Source organism: Pseudomonas sp. KCJK8993 (assembly GCF_046230915.1).
In the GTDB taxonomy this organism is placed as follows: Bacteria; Pseudomonadota; Gammaproteobacteria; order Pseudomonadales; family Pseudomonadaceae; genus Aquipseudomonas; species Aquipseudomonas piscis.
Genome location: NZ_JBJJLO010000001.1, coordinates 1 through 14,913 on the forward strand (window position 1 = coordinate 1; position 14,913 = coordinate 14,913).

At 64.3% G+C, this 14,913-nt stretch carries 14 protein-coding genes; 10 read left to right on the forward strand and 4 right to left on the reverse strand.

Features of this window, described 5'->3' with window-relative positions:
• Both ACK6AU_RS00005 and ACK6AU_RS00010 read right to left on the reverse strand, forming a co-directional pair.
• A partial coding sequence (locus tag ACK6AU_RS00005; RefSeq protein ID WP_409297090.1) for a DUF4398 domain-containing protein occupies nt 1-385 on the reverse strand: 385 nt, incomplete at its 3' end.
• A 274-nt stretch (nt 386-659) separates the two neighbouring features.
• On the reverse strand, nt 660-1,004 hold the full coding sequence (locus ACK6AU_RS00010; RefSeq protein WP_185700045.1) for a pilin assembly protein: 345 nt from the start codon (nt 1,002-1,004) through the stop codon (nt 660-662).
• A 203-nt stretch (nt 1,005-1,207) separates the two neighbouring features.
• On the opposite strand from ACK6AU_RS00010, the gene ppc reads away from it, so the two are divergent.
• The 7 genes from ppc (at nt 1,208) to ACK6AU_RS00045 (ending at nt 8,457) form a co-directional block, all read left to right on the forward strand.
• Nucleotides 1,208-3,838: a phosphoenolpyruvate carboxylase gene (gene ppc / locus ACK6AU_RS00015; protein ID WP_185700046.1), complete on the forward strand. Its 2,631-nt coding sequence runs from the start codon at nt 1,208-1,210 to the stop codon at nt 3,836-3,838.
• Between the two features lie 289 nt (nt 3,839-4,127).
• A complete protein-coding gene (gene adk / locus ACK6AU_RS00020) occupies nt 4,128-4,775 on the forward strand; it encodes an adenylate kinase (protein WP_185700047.1) in 648 nt (215 codons plus the stop codon).
• Between the two features lie 88 nt (nt 4,776-4,863).
• Nucleotides 4,864-5,538, forward strand: a complete 675-nt coding sequence (gene tsaB / locus ACK6AU_RS00025; protein WP_409297093.1) for a tRNA (adenosine(37)-N6)-threonylcarbamoyltransferase complex dimerization subunit type 1 TsaB — start codon at nt 4,864-4,866, stop codon at nt 5,536-5,538.
• A 187-nt stretch (nt 5,539-5,725) separates the two neighbouring features.
• Entirely contained in the window at nt 5,726-6,025 is a 300-nt protein-coding gene (locus ACK6AU_RS00030; RefSeq protein WP_409297095.1) for a hypothetical protein, read from the forward strand.
• On the forward strand, nt 6,022-6,882 hold the full coding sequence (locus ACK6AU_RS00035; protein ID WP_185700116.1) for a DUF72 domain-containing protein: 861 nt from the start codon (nt 6,022-6,024) through the stop codon (nt 6,880-6,882). The genes ACK6AU_RS00030 and ACK6AU_RS00035 overlap by 4 nt, the downstream gene beginning before the upstream one ends.
• Before the next feature lie 29 nt (nt 6,883-6,911).
• Nucleotides 6,912-7,745 carry an oxaloacetate decarboxylase gene (locus ACK6AU_RS00040; RefSeq protein ID WP_185700050.1) on the forward strand — a complete coding sequence of 278 codons (834 nt, stop codon included), beginning with the start codon at nt 6,912-6,914 and terminating at the stop codon, nt 7,743-7,745.
• A gap of 13 nt (nt 7,746-7,758) precedes the next feature.
• Nucleotides 7,759-8,457, forward strand: a complete 699-nt coding sequence (locus ACK6AU_RS00045; RefSeq protein ID WP_409297097.1) for an extensin family protein — start codon at nt 7,759-7,761, stop codon at nt 8,455-8,457.
• Nucleotides 8,458-8,466: 9 nt separating this feature from the next.
• Here ACK6AU_RS00045 and ACK6AU_RS00050 read toward each other — a convergent pair whose 3' ends face one another.
• Entirely contained in the window at nt 8,467-9,084 is a 618-nt protein-coding gene (locus tag ACK6AU_RS00050; RefSeq protein ID WP_409297099.1) for an energy transducer TonB, read from the reverse strand.
• 93 nt (nt 9,085-9,177) lie between these two features.
• On the opposite strand from ACK6AU_RS00050, the gene ACK6AU_RS00055 reads away from it, so the two are divergent.
• Nucleotides 9,178-9,960 carry a class I SAM-dependent methyltransferase gene (locus ACK6AU_RS00055; RefSeq protein WP_409297101.1) on the forward strand — a complete coding sequence of 261 codons (783 nt, stop codon included), beginning with the start codon at nt 9,178-9,180 and terminating at the stop codon, nt 9,958-9,960.
• 15 nt (nt 9,961-9,975) lie between these two features.
• Here the strand turns inward: ACK6AU_RS00055 and ACK6AU_RS00060 are convergent, their stop codons facing one another.
• The gene (locus ACK6AU_RS00060) at nt 9,976-10,620 is read right to left on the reverse strand and encodes a TetR/AcrR family transcriptional regulator (protein WP_185700054.1); all 645 of its coding nucleotides are present in this window, start codon (nt 10,618-10,620) and stop codon (nt 9,976-9,978) included.
• A 94-nt stretch (nt 10,621-10,714) separates the two neighbouring features.
• Between ACK6AU_RS00060 and ACK6AU_RS00065 the strand changes: the two genes are divergently transcribed.
• Together ACK6AU_RS00065 and ACK6AU_RS00070 are read left to right on the forward strand one after the other, a co-directional pair.
• A complete protein-coding gene (locus ACK6AU_RS00065) occupies nt 10,715-11,803 on the forward strand; it encodes an efflux RND transporter periplasmic adaptor subunit (protein ID WP_185700055.1) in 1,089 nt (362 codons plus the stop codon).
• A gap of 6 nt (nt 11,804-11,809) precedes the next feature.
• Nucleotides 11,810-14,866, forward strand: a complete 3,057-nt coding sequence (locus tag ACK6AU_RS00070; protein ID WP_185700056.1) for an efflux RND transporter permease subunit — start codon at nt 11,810-11,812, stop codon at nt 14,864-14,866.
• Nucleotides 14,867-14,913 lie beyond the last annotated feature (47 nt).

Here is a 14,913-nt window from a genome sequence, read left to right on the forward strand (position 1 = left end):
GCAGTTCCTGAACGCCTTTCTGGGAGTCCTTCAGCGCCTGCTCGGCCTTGGCGGCCTGGGCCTTGCGCTCGGCGACCCGGGCGTCCCACTCGGCCTGTTCAGCCAGGCGCCGAGCCTCGTCGTAGTTCTTGTCGTGCATGGCGATTTCCGCTTGCTTGAACTTGTCCTGTGCCGCCTTCATTTCCACTGCGGCGAATTCGGTGCCGCCCGCGGTCACTGCGCTATTGACCGCGGATTGGGTAACCGCGTACTGCTCGGAAGGCGGATTCCCGGCACAACCGGCCAGTACCATGCTGCTACCGAGGGCCAGCGCGGCCAGTTTCAGTCCGCGCAGAGAGGTGAACGAGGATTTGGCAGTGCTGATCTTCATGGTTTTCAACTCCATTGGGTAACTCCTGGGAAACATCAAAATCCACCCCGGTCCTGGCGCCGTGACGCTGAGTGACTACAAGCGCTGATGGCAAAATTTGAAACGGCCGTTCCAGTGATGGCTAATGGGTGTGACCTGAGGCGTTTTTGAATAGTTCAGCGAAAGCTGGCGATTGGCCAAAAAAAATTCGGCGCCCCGCAACCCCCCGGAAACCGGGAACTTTTGCCGCTTGCAGAGGTACTCCCGGCCGCTTGCGCAGCCGGGAACGGGTGGTCGGAACAAGGGCGATTCAGTGCTTGGGTTTGTCCAACTGGCTCGACATCAGGTGCAGATGCTGGCGCGACAGCGCCAGGAAGCGCGGAGTAGGGCCGACGTCCTCATACAGTGGATCGCCTTCCTCGTCGGTGGCCACCACATGTTGGCCCTGGATATAGGGGAAGCTCGCCTCGAGCTCTTCCAGGGCGGCCCCGATCAGTTCGCCCAAAAGCTCCTCGGTCTGGCGCTTGGGGTACATCTCGGACAGGGCGGCCAGGCGCGCGGCGGCCTCCATGTCCAGGTGGATCCGGTAGCTGGTCCGGGTCAGGCGGCCCTTGGCGTTCTCTTCCCAATATTGCGCGAGTTCACGGATTTTCATGATGACCTCGATGACACCTGCTCGTGGCAGGGCGGTGGGTTGACCGGGCGGTGCCGGTGAGCGGCCGTTGTGCGGCCTATCCTTGAGACTAGCTTCATCGCCGAAGGTCGGTGCCCGGCTCGTCCCATGCTTGCTAAGGAGCGCATGCAGGCGGCACTCTTGAGCCTTCCGTGCTGCCTCATAGTCTGCTGGAGAACACCTCGATGACCGATATTGATGCGCGCCTGCGCGAAGACGTCCACCTCCTGGGGGAGTTGCTGGGCAACACCATCCGCGATCAGTACGGGGAGGGGTTTCTCGACAAGATCGAGCAGATTCGCAAGGCGGCCAAGGCCGATCGCCGCAGCTCCACCGGAGCCGAGCTGAGCGCCAGTCTCGATCCCTTGGCCGAGGATGAACTGTTGCCGGTAGCCCGGGCCTTCAACCAGTTCCTCAACCTGGCCAACATCGCCGAGCAGTACCAGTTGATCCACCGGCGTGACGAGGCGCAACCGGCGCCGTTCGAGGCCCGGGTCTTGCCGCAGTTGCTGGAGCGCCTGCGGGCCGAGGGGCATTCGGCCGATGCCCTGGCCCGTCAGCTGGGACGCCTGGAAATCGAACTGGTACTGACTGCGCACCCCACGGAAGTGGCGCGCCGCACCCTGATCCAGAAATACGACGCCATCGCCGGGCAACTGGCCGCCCAGGACCATCGCGACCTGACCAGCGCCGAGCGCGCGCAGATCCAGGAGCGTTTGCAACGCCTGATCGCCGAGGCCTGGCACACCGAGGAAATCCGCCGTACTCGCCCGACCCCGGTGGACGAGGCCAAGTGGGGGTTCGCGGTGATCGAGCATTCGCTGTGGCAGGCCATTCCCAATTACCTGCGCAAGGCCGACAAGGCCTTGTTCGACGCCACTGGGCTGCGCCTGCCGCTGGAATCGGCGCCGATCCGCTTTGCCTCGTGGATGGGCGGTGACCGCGATGGCAACCCCAATGTCACGGCTGCGGTGACCCGTGAGGTGCTGTTGCTGGCGCGCTGGATGGCCGCCGACCTGTACCTGCGGGACGTCGATCACCTGGCCGCCGAGCTGTCCATGCAGCAGGCCAGCGCCGCTTTGCTGGCCAAGGCAGGGGATAGCGCCGAGCCCTACCGGGCCTTGCTCAAGCAGCTGCGCGAACGCTTGCGGGCGACCCGCAACTGGGCCCATGCGGCACTCGGGGCGGCGGTGCCGGCCGGTCCTGAGGTATTGCAGCACAACCGCGAGCTGCTGGAGCCGCTGCAACTGTGCTACCAGTCGCTGCACGAGTGCGGCATGGGCGTGATCGCCGATGGCCCGCTGCTCGATTGCCTGCGCCGGGCGGTGACCTTCGGCCTGTTCCTGGTACGGCTGGACGTGCGCCAGGATTCTGCCCGGCACACCGCAGCCATGACCGAGATCACCGATTACCTGGGCCTGGGCCGCTATGAGGATTGGAGCGAGGAAGACCGCATCACCTTCCTGATGCGCGAGCTGGGCAGCCGGCGTCCGCTGTTGCCAGGCTACTTCAAGCCCTCGGCGGACACCGCCGAGGTGCTGGCTACGTGTCGCGAGATCGCCGTGGCCCCGGCGGCGTCGCTTGGGTCCTATGTGATCTCCATGGCTGGCGCCGCCTCCGACGTGCTGGCGGTGCAGCTTTTGCTCAAGGAGTCCGGGGTATTGCGGCCGATGCGCGTGGTGCCGCTGTTCGAAACCCTGGCGGACCTGGACAACGCCGGCCCGGTGATGGAGAAGCTGCTGCACCTGCCGGGCTATCGCGCACGCTTGCAGGGCCCGCAGGAAGTGATGATCGGCTACTCCGACTCGGCCAAGGACGCCGGCACCACGGCTGCGGCCTGGGCCCAGTACCGGGCCCAGGAGCGGCTGGTGGATATCTGCCGTGAACAGCAGGTGGAACTGCTGTTGTTTCACGGTCGCGGCGGCACCGTGGGGCGTGGCGGCGGCCCGGCCCACGCGGCGATCCTGTCGCAGCCCCCGGGATCGGTGGCGGGGCGTTTCCGTACCACCGAGCAGGGCGAGATGATTCGCTTCAAGTTCGGCCTGCCGGATATTGCCGAGCAGAACCTCAACCTCTACCTGGCGGCGGTCCTGGAGGCCACTTTGCTGCCGCCGCCACCGCCCGAGCCGGCCTGGCGCCACCTGATGGACGAGTTGGCCAGCGACGGGGTCCAGGCCTATCGGGCGGTGGTGCGGGACAACCCGCAGTTCGTCGAGTATTTCCGCCAGTCCACCCCGGAGCAGGAATTGGGGCGCCTGCCCCTGGGCAGTCGGCCGGCCAAGCGCCGGGCCGGGGGCATCGAAAGCCTGCGGGCGATCCCGTGGATCTTCGGCTGGACCCAGACCCGCCTGATGCTGCCAGCCTGGCTGGGCTGGGAAACGGCGCTGAGCAAGGCGCTGGCCCGGGGCGAAGGGGAACTGCTGGGACAGATGCGTGAGCAATGGCCGTTCTTCCGCACCCGTATCGACATGCTGGAGATGGTCCTGGCCAAGGCCGATGCCGAGATTGCCCGGTCTTATGACGAGCGCCTGGTGGAGCCGGAGCTGCGGCCATTGGGTGCACATTTACGCGACCTATTGTCGCAGGCGTGCGCGGTGGTCCTGGGGCTGACCGGGCAGTCGCAACTGCTGGCCCACAGTCCCGAGACCCTGGAGTTCATTCGCCTGCGCAACACCTATCTCGACCCGTTGCACCTGTTGCAGGCCGAACTGCTGGCCCGCTCACGCAAGCAGGAGGCGCCCCAAGGAAGCCCCGTGGAACAGGCGTTGCTGGTCTCCGTGGCGGGTATCGCCGCCGGCTTGCGCAATACGGGTTGAGGCCGGTGGGGAGCGTCGGGCGGAATTGGCACAGCCCCGATTGGGATAAATACTGAGTGTCGCTCAGATCTATCTGGCGACACTTTGTTACGGGGTTGCGACTTGTCATACCTCGCCAACAGGGCACGAAAAGGCCGGGTTCCTCCGACTTTCGACTGCTTGTGTGCGCTGTGTCGGCTGTGTATCTTGATCAGCCTTTGGCCGTTTGGGCGGCTTTAACCTGATTTTTGAGATTGGCCCGACGAGGCGAATCCGAGCGTTTCTAAATAAAAAATTGAGGAGCACATCGATGCGCGTAATTCTGCTGGGAGCTCCCGGGGCCGGTAAAGGTACTCAGGCAAAGTTCATCACCGAGAAGTTCGGCATTCCACAGATCTCCACCGGCGACATGCTGCGTGCTGCGGTCAAGGCAGGCACCGAGCTGGGCCTGAAGGCCAAGAGCGTGATGGACAGCGGCGGCCTGGTTTCCGATGACCTGATCATCAACCTGGTCAAGGAACGCATCAGCCAGCCTGACTGCGCCAACGGCTTCCTGTTCGATGGCTTCCCGCGCACCATTCCTCAGGCCGAAGCTTTGGTGAAGGCCGGTGTCGAACTGGACCACGTGGTGGAAATCGCCGTCGACGACGAAGAGATCGTCCAGCGCATCGCCGGTCGCCGTGTGCACGAGGCTTCGGGCCGTGTGTATCATACCGTCTACAACCCGCCGAAGATCGCTGGCAAGGACGACATCACCGGTGAAGACCTGGTGCAGCGCAAGGACGACACCGAGGAAACCGTGCGCCATCGCCTGTCGGTCTACCACTCCCAGACCAAGCCGCTGGTTGAGTTCTACCAGCAGTTGGCCGCGTCCCAGGGCAAGCCCCAATACAGCCATATCCCTGGCGTGGGCTCGGTGGAAGTGATCACCGCCAAGGTGCTCGAAGCCCTGAGCTGAACAACCTTATCGTTTGATCGCACAACGGCCCGCTTGCGGGCCGTTGCTGTTTATAATGCGCCACTTTTTTTATGCGATGGAATCCCCGATGAGCACCTTGCTGGCCCTGGACACCGCGACTGAAGCCTGCTCCGTTGCTTTGCTGCATGACGGCAAGGTCACGAGCCATTACGAGGTGATTCCGCGCCTGCATGCGCAGAAGTTGTTGCCGATGATCAAGGAACTGCTGGCCAACGCCGGGACGACCTTGCAGGCGGTGGACGCCATTGCCTTCGGTCGTGGCCCCGGTGCCTTCACTGGAGTGCGGATCGCCATCGGCGTGGTGCAGGGCCTGGCCTTTGCCCTGGACCGCCCGGTATTGCCGGTGTCCAACCTGGCGGTCCTGGCCCAGCGGGCCTTGCGCGAGCACGGCGCGACCCAGGTCGCGGCAGCCATCGATGCGCGCATGGATGAAGTCTATTGGGGCTGCTACCGGGAAGTCGCCGGGGAGATGCGCCTGGTGGGCAATGAGGCGGTCCTGCCTCCCGAGGCTGCCGCCTTGCCCGAGGGCAGTACCGGCGACTGGTTCGGTGCCGGTACCGGGTGGGGTTACGGCGAGCGCATTGCGCTCAGCCTCAGTGGCCAGGACGCGGGCATGCTACCCCATGCCGAAGACCTGCTGGCGCTCGCGCGGTTCGCCTGGGAGCGCGGCGAGTCGATCCGTGCCGACGATGCCCAGCCGGTCTACCTGCGGGACAAGGTCGCCACGCCCAAGGCTCGTTGAATAAGCCCGTGCCGATGGGCGGATGGAATGGGTAACCTCCACGACCAACGCCAATCGTCCGGTTTTTGACGCGAATCCTGCCCGGATTCAAACCTTTTGGCTTTTCTGTGTTCTAGTTATCACTCGGGCATTTGCTAAGTCGAAGCAGTGCCGCTAAATTGCCATCATCGACCCCGGGCTTTCCAGTATGCGTATAGACGGCATCTCCTCGCACTCCTACCCCATCAAGCGCAAGCCTCGCAAAGGTCGGGCGCAGGTAGACGAGTCCCTGGACGATATCGATGCCATCGAGGTCCAACCCGAGCCCGCGGCCCAGGGCCGTTCCCAGTCACCCTCCCGTACCAGCAATCTTCCCGCCCGTCCCCAGGACATGATCTTCCAGCGTGCCATGAAAAGAAGCGTGGCCAATGCCCTGGCCAGTTACCTGACCACCGCCGGTTTCGTCGATTGGGACATGGAAGTGGTGGGGCTCGACCTGCACATCTGATGTTGCCTTATTTTCTCGGCTGTCCTTCCTGGAGCGAAAACGCCTGGCGCGAGTACCTGTACCCGGAGGATGCACGACCCAGCGATTTCCTCGGCCTGTACTGCCAGGTGTTCAACGCCGTCGAGGGTAATACCACCTTCTATGCCCGGCCCGCGCCAGCCACGGTGGAGCGCTGGGCGCAGATCATGCCCGGGCACTTTCGTTTCACCGCCAAGTTCCCGGGCGATATCAGCCATGGCGGCGATCTGCGCGAACAGCTACCGGCCGCCGAGAGTTTCATTCAGTTGCTCAGCCCGCTGGGTGAGCGGGTGTCGCCGTTGTGGCTGCAGTTGCCGGCCACCTTCGCGCCACAGCGCCTGGGCGAACTGGTGGAATTCATCGATGGCCTGCAGCGACCGCTGGCGGTGGAGGTCCGGCACCCGGAGTTCTTCGCCAAGGGCGATGCCGAGCGGATGCTCAACCGCTTGCTGCTCGAACGCGGTGTCGAGCGTATCTGCCTCGATCCACGAGCCCTGTTCAGCTGCACTTCGACGGCACCCGCGGTGCTGCATGCGCAGTCGAAGAAACCCAAGGTGCCGCCGCGACCTGCGGCATTCACCCAGTTTCCCCAGGTGCGTTTCATTGGCCATCCCGAGCTTGCGGCCAACGATTCGTTCCTGGTGCCCTGGCTCGACAAGGTCGCCGGCTGGATCGAAGAAGGGCGTACGCCCTATGTTTTCCTGCACACCTCCGACAACCGCATGGCCGCTGAACTGGCCCGGCGTTTTCATGCGCGCCTGATGCAACGTTTGCCTGGTTTGCCCGCCTTGCCTGAGTTATACAGGGAACCCGCCGCGGAGCAGCTCGGTTTGCTCTGAGGTGCTTTCACAGCCTTTAGGAGCGAGTAATGGACCACGCGCAAACCCTTCGTGCCAATGCTTTCAAGGCCCTGCATGAGCGTGCCGGGGCTTTTGTCATTCCCAACCCCTGGGATGCCGGTTCCGCCAGGCTGCTGGCCGGCCTGGGCTTCGAGGCCCTGGCCACCACCAGTGCCGGCTATGCGTTTTCCCTCGCGCGCCCGGATGCCGAAGGCGCCTTGAGCCTGGCAGATACCCTGGCCAATGTGCGCGGCATCGTCGGCGCCAGCGAGTTGCCGGTAGCCGTGGACCTGGAAAACGGTTTTGCCGACAACCCCCGGGAGTGCGCCCAGGCCCTGTTGCAAGCGGCTGCCTGCGGCGCGGTGGGTGGCTCGATCGAGGACGCCACCGGCCGTGCCGAGGATCCCATCTACGATTTCCAGTTGGCGGTGGAGCGCATCGAGGCTTGTGTCGCGGCAGTGCGTAGCCTGCCGTTTGCCTTCACCCTGACTGCCCGGGCGGAAAACCAGTTGCACGGTTGCAATGACCTGGCGGACACCATCCGCCGCCTGCAGGCCTACGCCGAGGCCGGTGCCGACGTGCTCTACGCCCCGGCGCTGCGCAGTGCGCAGGAGATCAGCCAAGTGGTGCGGGCGGTGGCGCCCAAGCCGGTGAACGTGCTGATGTCCGGCGGCCTGGACCTGAGCGTGGGGCAACTGGCGGAGTTGGGCGTGAAGCGCATCAGTGTCGGTTCGGCCCTGGCCCGGGCGGCCTATGGCGCGTTCTACCAGGCGGCACAGGAGATCCGTGATCAGGGCCGCTTCGATTTTGCCGAGCGGGCGATTCCCTTCGGACAGATCAATCAATTGTTCAAGCAGTCGTAAAAAGGGAATTGGCGTGAGGGCAAGGAAGATTGCGGGCGCCTTGGTGTTGCTGGGTGCCCTGTTGCTGATTGGCGTTCGGCTGGGCTGGCTGCCGCTGGCAGATGCCTGGAATCCCTGGGCTCCGCTGGACGTGCGGGCCGAGCCCAATCTGTTGACCCGTTTCAAGCTGGCCCGGCTACGAGATAATCCACAACTGTGCGACCAGGCCCTCGCGACCTCGGGCTTGCGCACCAGTCGCCAACCCGACAGCCGTGCCGATGTGGACTGTCCCTTGAGCAATACCGTGCGAGTGCAGGGTGGCGATATCGCCCTGAGCAGCAGCTTCCTCGCCAGTTGTCCGCTGGCCGTGGCCTTTGCCCTGTACCAGCGCCATGGCTTGCAGCCGGCGGCGCAGCAGGTGTTTGGCCAGCGGGTGGCGCGCGTCGATCACCTGGGCAGTTTTGCCTGTCGCAATATGTACCACCGCAAGACTGGCTGGCGCAGCGAGCATGCCAGTGCCAATGCCCTGGATATCGCCGGCTTTCGCCTGAGTGACGGACGCAACATCAGCGTGCTCAGGGATTGGCCGAAGGACAGTGCCGAGGGACGGTTTTTGCGCCTGGCCCGGGAGGGTGCCTGCGACGCTTTCAACGTGGTGCTGGGGCCGGATTTCAACAGCGCCCATCGCAACCATTTCCACCTGGACCTGGGGCCGCTCTGGCGTTGTCGCTAAGGGGCAGGATCAGGCGGCGATGCGCAGGTTCTGCAGGATCAGCGGACGGGCCCAGCCCATGTCGAAGTCCATCTGCCGTTGCTGCTCGATAAGTTCTTGCGGCGGGAATGGCTCGGCCGGCTTTTCCAGCAGGTCCATCTCGAATTCGGCGATCGGTAGGTGCAGCGGGCGCGGTTCCGGGGCCGGGCCGGGCTCTGGCAGGGGCTGGCCGGCATTGAGCACGATCGGGCGTACCCAGCCGCTCTCGAAATCTTGCTGGCGTTGCTGGGCGATGATTTCTTCCGGCGGGAAGGGCGGGGCCGGCTTGTCCAGCAGATCCATCTCGAACTCGGCGATGGGCAGGAACAGTGGCTCGGGCGGACGGACTTCGGTCTCCTGGACCTCGCAACCGCGCTGGTTGACGATCTGCGCCAGTATCTCGCTGCCGCCGGCAGGTTCCACCGGGCCATCGATGGCCACCTTGGGCATGGCTTCAACGCCGGCGCCATCACCTCTTTGCTCGGCCAGGGCCTGGGCAAAGAAGTCCTGCCACAGGTGGCTGACGCCACTGAGTGCCTGGGAGTTGCGCAGGCCATAGTCGCCATGGGGCGAGATATAACCTATCGATGTGCGTTGAATGTCTGACATTGCTCTCGGTCGACGCTGAGCTCTGGCAAAATGGCCGATAGTCCTGTTATCGGCAGTTTTTGCCGATCATTAATTTTTTGAGCGTGGTTTCAGATGAGTGAGCAACCTGCGGCCTGCCGCATCAACGTCGAGGCCCTGGATGCCGGGTTCGAGTCCGAGGCCCGGCAGTGGGCCGAGCGCCTGGGCCTGCCGTTGCAGGTCGAGGATGCCGAGTTCGCCCTGCAGGTGGGCGAGCACGGGCTGCAACTGCAGCAATTGGGGTCTGAGGCTCCAGGGCCGGTACGGGTGGATTTCGTCGAAGGCGGCGCGGCCCATCGGCGCTTGTACGGCGGCGGCAGCGGCCAGATGATCGCCAAGGCCGCGGGCGTGGCCCAGGGCGTGCGGCCACGGGTGCTGGATGCCACGGCGGGCCTGGGCAAGGATGCTTTCGTGCTGGCGACCCTGGGCTGCCAGATGAGCCTGATCGAGCGCCAGCCGCTGATTGGCGCTCTGCTGGAGGATGGCCTGGCCCGTGCGGCGCAGGATGCCGAGGTGGCGCCCATCGTTGCGCGGATGCAGCTGCTCAAGGGCAATTCCATCGAGCTGATGCGCAACTGGCAAGGCGAACCGCCCCAGGTGATCTACCTCGACCCGATGTTCCCCCACCGCGAGAAAAGCGCCCTGGTGAAAAAGGAAATGCGCCTGTTCCGGCCTCTGGTGGGCGACGACAACGACGCACCGGCATTGCTGGAGGCTGCCCTGGCCTTGGCCAGCCACCGGGTGGTGGTCAAGCGTCCGCGCAAGGCGCCATGCATCGATGGGCCCAAGCCCAGCCATGGCCTGGAAGGCAAGTCCAGTCGCTACGACATCTACCCCAAGAAGGCTCTCAAGGCCTGAGCCGTGGCGGCGAGATCAGTCCGGTCCCGGGCGATAGGCGCGCATGAACAGCCCCACCACTTCCCGTACGTGTTCCTCTGCGGCGGCCCCTGTCAGGGGCTTGCCGCAGCCATAGAGGAGGCGGAAATTCGCCCCGCCCTTGAGCATGCAGAAGAAATGCTCGGCGGCGTTGCGCGGCTTATCGATGTACAGGGTGCCTTGCTGATGGATCTTGCCCAATAGCCGCTCCATGCCCTGCAGGACACGTTCGGGGCCGGCTTCGAAGAACACCTGCGAGAGCTTGGGGTCCTGGCTGCCCAGGGTCATGATCAGGCGGTGCAGGTTGACCGACTCGTCGCTGTTGACCAATTGGTGAAAGCCCCGGCCAATAGCCAGCAGCAGGCTTTGCACCGAGGTGCCCGGCGTCAGCTCGTAGATCAGGGTGGGTAATTGTTCCTCGCACTTGGCCACCACGGCGGCGGAAAACAGCGTCTCCTTATCGTTGAAGTGGCTGTATACCGTGAGCTTGGAAACCCCGGCTTCAGCGGCGACCGCATCCATGCTGGTGTTGGCGTAGCCATTGCTCAAGAACAGGTTCTTGGCTGCTTCGAGAATGGCTTGACGTTTTGCCAGATCCTTGGGCCTGCCTGGCCCAACGTTTGCGGCGTGATTGTCGGACATTTTTTCGTTGTTAATACTGGACTGGTGAGTTTGCTATTAATAACATACTGGCCAGTATAAATATTCCAAGCCCCATTAGCGAAAGGTCGCCGCCATGTTGCGCTATGCCCTGCCAGTCAGCCTGGCTTTTTTTCTGTCTGCTTGTGGGCACGAAGAGCCCGTCCAGATCGGCGTCCGGCCGGCCATGGTGGTACAGCCAGAGCCTTCGGCACGGGCTTTGGACAGCTATCCCGGCGAAGTCCGGGCCCGTTACGAACCGGACCTGGCGTTCCGTATCGGCGGCAAGGTCAGCCGACGGCTGGTAGAGGAGGGTGAGCGAGTCAAGGCCGACCAGCCGCTGGCCGAGCTCGACCCCCAGGATGTGCGCCTGCAACTGGAGGCCACCCGGGCCCAGGTCACCGCCGCCAGCGCCAACCTCAACCTGGTGCGTGCCGAGCGCGATCGCTACAAGGCCCTGCTGGACCGGCAGATGGTCAGCCATTCGCAGTACGACAACGCCGAGAACCTCTATCGTGCCGGCGAAGCACGGCTGAAGCAGATCAAGGCTGAGTTCGATGTCGCCAGTAACCAGGCCGGCTACGCCGTGCTGCGGGCGCCCCAGAATGGCGTGGTAGCCAAGCGGGCGGTGGAGGTGGGGCAAGTCGTGGCTGCCGGGCAGACGGTCTTCACCCTGGCCACCGATGGCGAGCGGGAGGTGCTGATCAGCGTACCGGAACAGAACTTCGGTCGTTTCAAGGTCGGCCAGCCAGTGTCGGTGGAACTCTGGACCCAGCCGGGACAGCGTTTTGCCGGACATATCCGCGAGTTGTCGCCAGCCGCCGATCCACGCTCGCGGACCTTCGCCGCGCGCATTGCCTTCAATGCTGGCAAGGTCCCGGCGGAACTGGGCCAGAGTGCCCGGGTGTTCGTCCAGAACGGCGAGCAAGTGGCGCTGTCGGTCCCGCTGTCGGCCTTGACCGCCGAAGGCGGGGCCACCTACGTCTGGCGGATCGACGCCAATAACACCCTGCACAAGACCCCGGTGCGGGTTGGCGCCTTCAACGAAAAGACCGTGCCGGTGCTCGAGGGCCTGAGCCCATCCGACTGGGTGGTGGCGGCAGGCGTGCATGTGCTCCACGAGGGCCTGCAAGTGCGCCCTGTGGATCGCTCCAACCGTGTGGTCAACCTGGCGGCCAAGGAGTAATCCCCGATGGGTTTCAACCTTTCCGCCTGGGCGTTGCGCAATCGCCAGATCGTCCTGTTCCTGATGCTGCTGCTGGCCATTGTCGGGGCGTTGTCCTACACCAAGCTGGGCCAGAGCGAAGATCCACCCTTCACCTTCAAGGCCATGGTGATCCGCACCAATTGGCCGGGGGCCACGGCCCAGGAAGTGTCGCGCCAGGTCACTGAGCGCATCGAGAAGAAGCTGATGGAGACCGGCGAGTACGACCGTATCGTGTCCTTCTCGCGTCCCGGTGAGTCCCAGGTGACCTTCATCGCCCGGGACTCGATGCACTCCAACCAGATTCCCGAACTCTGGTACCAGGTTCGCAAGAAGATCAGCGATATCCGCCACACCCTGCCGCCAGGCATCCAGGGGCCGTTCTTCAACGATGAGTTCGGCACCACCTTCGGCAACATCTACGCGCTGACCGGGCAGGGTTTCGACTACGCGGTGCTCAAGGACTACGCCGACCGCATCCAGATCCAGCTGCAACGGGTCAAGGACGTGGGCAAGGTCGAGCTGCTGGGCTTGCAGGACGAAAAGATCTGGATCGAACTGTCCAACGTCAAGCTGGCGACCCTGGGCCTGCCCCTGGCGGCGGTGCAGCAGGCCCTGGAGGAGCAGAACGCGGTATCCACCGCAGGGTTCTTCGAGACTTCCAGCGAGCGCGTGCAATTGCGCGTGTCCGGTAATTTCCAGACCGTGGAGCAGATCCGCAGCTTCCCGATCCGTGTGGCCGGACGCACCTTCCGCATCGGCGATGTCGCCGATGTCCGTCGTGGCTTCAACGATCCGCCCGCGCCGCGCATGCGCTTCATGGGCGAAGACGCCATCGGCCTGGCCGTGGCCATGAAGGAGGGCGGTGACATCCTGGTGCTGGGCAAGGCCCTGGAGGGCGAGTTCGCGCGGTTGCAGAAAACCCTGCCGGCGGGCATGGAGCTGCGCAAGGTCTCCGACCAGCCGGCGGCGGTGAAGACCGGGGTCGGCGAGTTCGTCCGGGTACTGGCCGAGGCGCTGATCATCGTATTGCTGGTGAGCTTCTTCTCCCTGGGCATCCGCACCGGGATGGTGGTGGCCCTGGCCATTCCCCTGGTGCTGGCGATGACCTTCGCCACCATGTATTACCTGGGCATCGGCTTGCACAAGATTTCCCTCGGTGCCCTGGTCCTGGCCCTCGGCCTGCTGGTGGACGACGCGATCATCGCGGTGGAGATGATGGCGATCAAGATGGAGCAGGGGTTCGACCGGATCAAGGCCGCGAGCTATGCCTGGACCAGTACCGCGTTCCCGATGCTGACCGGCACCCTGATCACCGCGGCGGGTTTCTTGCCGATCGCCACGGCCCAGTCGGGCACGGGTGAGTACACCCGTTCGATCTTCCAGGTGGTGACCATCGCCCTGGTGACTTCGTGGATCGCCGCGGTGGTGTTCGTGCCGTACCTGGGCGAGAAGCTGCTGCCGGATCTGGCCAAGCTCCATGCCGCCAAGCACGGCGCCGAATCCAATCCCCACGGCACGCCGTTCTACCAGCGTGTACGCCGGGTGGTGGGCTGGTGCGTGGAGCGGCGCAAGACGGTGATCGTCCTGACCATCCTGGCGTTCGTCGGCTCGGTGCTGTTGTTCCGCTTCGTCCCGCAGCAGTTCTTCCCGGCTTCGGGCCGCCTGGAACTGATGGTCGACCTGAAGCTGGCCGAAGGTGCCTCCCTGAGCAATACCGCCGAAGAGGTCAAGCGCCTGGAAGCGATGCTCAAGGATCACCCGGGCATCGACAATTACGTGGCCTACGTCGGCACCGGTTCACCGCGCTTCTACCTGCCCCTGGACCAGCAGCTGCCGGCCACCAGCTTTGCCCAGTTCGTGGTCCTGGCCAAGAGCATCGAGGATCGCGAGAGCCTGCGCAGTTGGTTGCTTGATACCCTCAATCAACAGTTCCCGGCCTTGCGTTCGCGGGTCACGCGCCTGGAGAACGGCCCGCCGGTAGGTTATCCGGTGCAGTTCCGGGTCACTGGCGAACACATCGAGCAGGTGCGTGCCCTGGCCCGCAAGGTGGCGACCAAGGTGCGCGAGAACCCCCATGTGGCCAACGTCCACCTGGACTGGGAAGAGCCGAGCAAGGTGGTCTACCTGAACATCGACCAGGATCGTGCCAGGGCCCTGGGCGTGAGCACCGCCAACCTGTCGAAGTTCCTCCAGAGCTCGCTGATCGGCTCCACCGTCAGCCAGTACCGCGAGGACAACGAGCTGATCGAGATCCTCCTGCGCGGCACCCGCGAGGAGCGTACCGAACTGTCGCTGTTGCCGAGCCTGGCGGTGCCGACCGATAACGGCCAGAGCGTGTCGCTATCCCAGGTCGCGACCGTGGAGTACGGCTTCGAGGAAGGCGTGATCTGGCATCGCAACCGCCTGCCAACGGTAACCGTGCGGGGCGATATCTATGGCAAGGAGCAGCCGGCGACCCTGGTTCAGCAGATCCTGCCGACCCTGGAGCCGGTACGTGCCGAGTTGCCCGATGGCTACTTGCTGGAGGTCGGCGGCACCGTCGAGGACTCCGCCCGCGGCCAGAACTCGGTGAAAGCTGGCGTGCCACTGTTCATCGTGGTGGTGCTGACCCTGCTGATGGTCCAGCTGCGCAGCTTCTCGCGCACGGTCATGGTGTTCCTCACCGCTCCGCTGGGGCTGATCGGCGTGACCCTGTTCCTCCTGGTGTTCCGCCAACCCTTCGGCTTCGTGGCGATGCTGGGCACCATCGCCCTGTCGGGGATGATCATGCGTAACTCGGTGATCCTGGTGGACCAGATCGAGCAGGACATCAGGGCCGGACAGAAACCCTGGGATGCGATTATCGAGGCCACGGTGCGGCGCTTCCGGCCTATCGTGCTGACCGCCCTGGCGGCGGTGCTGGCGATGATCCCACTGTCGCGCAGCGTGTTCTTCGGGCCAATGGCGGTGGCGATCATGGGCGGGCTGATTGTCGCTACGGCGCTGACCTTGCTGTTCCTGCCGGCACTCTATGCGGCATGGTTCAGGATCAAGAAGGACTGAGGCGATTGCGCGAAGCAGGAGCCGGGCGACCGGCTCCTGTGGGTGAG

Coding starts and splice junctions, on each gene's coding strand:
- ACK6AU_RS00010 (WP_185700045.1), bottom strand. CDS start 1,004: ATGAAAATCCGTGAACTCGCGCAATATTGGGAAGAGAACGCCAAGGGC.
- ppc (WP_185700046.1), top strand. CDS start 1,208: ATGACCGATATTGATGCGCGCCTGCGCGAAGACGTCCACCTCCTGGGG.
- adk (WP_185700047.1), top strand. CDS start 4,128: ATGCGCGTAATTCTGCTGGGAGCTCCCGGGGCCGGTAAAGGTACTCAG.
- tsaB (WP_409297093.1), top strand. CDS start 4,864: ATGAGCACCTTGCTGGCCCTGGACACCGCGACTGAAGCCTGCTCCGTT.
- ACK6AU_RS00030 (WP_409297095.1), top strand. CDS start 5,726: ATGCGTATAGACGGCATCTCCTCGCACTCCTACCCCATCAAGCGCAAG.
- ACK6AU_RS00040 (WP_185700050.1), top strand. CDS start 6,912: ATGGACCACGCGCAAACCCTTCGTGCCAATGCTTTCAAGGCCCTGCAT.
- ACK6AU_RS00050 (WP_409297099.1), bottom strand. CDS start 9,084: ATGTCAGACATTCAACGCACATCGATAGGTTATATCTCGCCCCATGGC.
- ACK6AU_RS00055 (WP_409297101.1), top strand. CDS start 9,178: ATGAGTGAGCAACCTGCGGCCTGCCGCATCAACGTCGAGGCCCTGGAT.
- ACK6AU_RS00060 (WP_185700054.1), bottom strand. CDS start 10,620: ATGTCCGACAATCACGCCGCAAACGTTGGGCCAGGCAGGCCCAAGGAT.
- ACK6AU_RS00065 (WP_185700055.1), top strand. CDS start 10,715: ATGTTGCGCTATGCCCTGCCAGTCAGCCTGGCTTTTTTTCTGTCTGCT.
- ACK6AU_RS00070 (WP_185700056.1), top strand. CDS start 11,810: ATGGGTTTCAACCTTTCCGCCTGGGCGTTGCGCAATCGCCAGATCGTC.